The organism is Rhodovulum bhavnagarense (assembly GCF_004343505.1).
In the GTDB taxonomy this organism is placed as follows: Bacteria; Pseudomonadota; Alphaproteobacteria; order Rhodobacterales; family Rhodobacteraceae; genus Rhodovulum; species Rhodovulum bhavnagarense.
The window spans coordinates 1278-2468 of sequence record NZ_SLXU01000042.1 but is presented as its reverse complement, the minus strand read 5'-3'; the positions used below and the strand labels follow the sequence as shown (position 1 = coordinate 2468).

1 protein-coding gene and 1 pseudogene are annotated in these 1191 nt (G+C 69.6%); both read left to right on the top strand.

Going from position 1 to position 1191, the window contains the following annotated elements; all coding sequences use genetic code 11:
• Window positions 1-648: ATP-binding cassette domain-containing protein (locus EV663_RS15475; RefSeq protein ID WP_132953431.1), on the top strand; the 648-nt coding region annotated here is incomplete at its 5' end.
• Window positions 645-1191 (top strand): annotated as a pseudogene (locus tag EV663_RS15930) (HlyD family type I secretion periplasmic adaptor subunit); the annotation flags it as partial. The gene EV663_RS15475 and the pseudogene EV663_RS15930, both read left to right, overlap by 4 nt.

Below are 1191 nucleotides of genomic sequence, written 5' to 3'. Positions count from 1 at the left end.
CTTGGGGTGATCGGCCCCTCGGGGGCGGGCAAATCCTCGCTGGCGCGCGCGATCACCGGGGTCTGGCGCCCGGCCAGCGGCCAGGTCCGGCTGGATGGCGCGACGCTTGACCAATACGATCCCGACATCCTGGGCCAGCATGTCGGCTACCTGCCGCAGCGGGTGACGCTGTTCGACGGCACCATCGCCGAGAACATCGCCAAGCTGTCGGCCGAGCCCGATGCCCGGCGCGTTGTCGAGGCCGCGCGCAAGGCCGCCGCGCACGAGATGATCGTGCAATTGCCACAAGGCTATGACACGCGCGTATCCGCGGCGGGCGGCCGACTGTCGGGGGGCCAGATGCAGCGCATCGCGCTGGCGCGCGCGCTTTACGACGATCCGGTTCTGCTGGTGCTGGACGAACCCAATTCCAATCTCGACAACGAGGGGTCCGAGGCGTTGAACCTTGCCATCCGCCAGATGAAATCCGAGGGCAAGTCGGTCATCATCATGGCCCACCGCCCCGCCGCGATCCGCGAATGCGACCTTTTGATGGTGCTCGAGGGCGGCACGCGCAAGGCGTTCGGGCCGCGCGACGAGGTGCTGCGCAGCATGGTCAAGAACCATGCCGAGATCGCCCAGGCCCAGGGCGGCGGAGGCGTGTCGTGACGCGCGGCAGCGGGAATGACGGCTGGCCTGCGCGCGGCCCGCTTCTGGTTGGGTTTGTCGCGCTTGCGATCCTGCTGGGCGGGTTCGGCACCTGGGCGGTGATGGCCGAGCTGGCCGGGGCGGTGGTGGCCAGCGGCCAGGTCAAGGTGGAACAGAACCGCCAGGTCGTTCAGCACCCCGATGGCGGCGTGGTCGAGGACATCCTCGTTGGCGAGGGCGACATGGTCGAGGCCGGCGCGGTGATGCTGCGGCTGGACCCGACCGAGCTGCGCTCGGAACTGACCATCGTCGAGAACCAGCTTTTCGAACTGATGGCCCGCCGCGCCCGGCTGGTGGCCGAACGCGACGAGGCGCCGGCGCCGCGCTTCGATGCCGAACTGCTCGGGATCGCCGCTGCGCGGCCCGAGGTGGACGAGCTTGTCCAGGGTCAGGCGCGGCTGTTCGAGGCCCGCAAGGACAGCCTGGACAAGACGTCCGAGCAACTGGACAAGCGGCGCGCCCAGATCGCCGACCAGGTGCGGGGCATCGCCGCCCAGCAAGAGG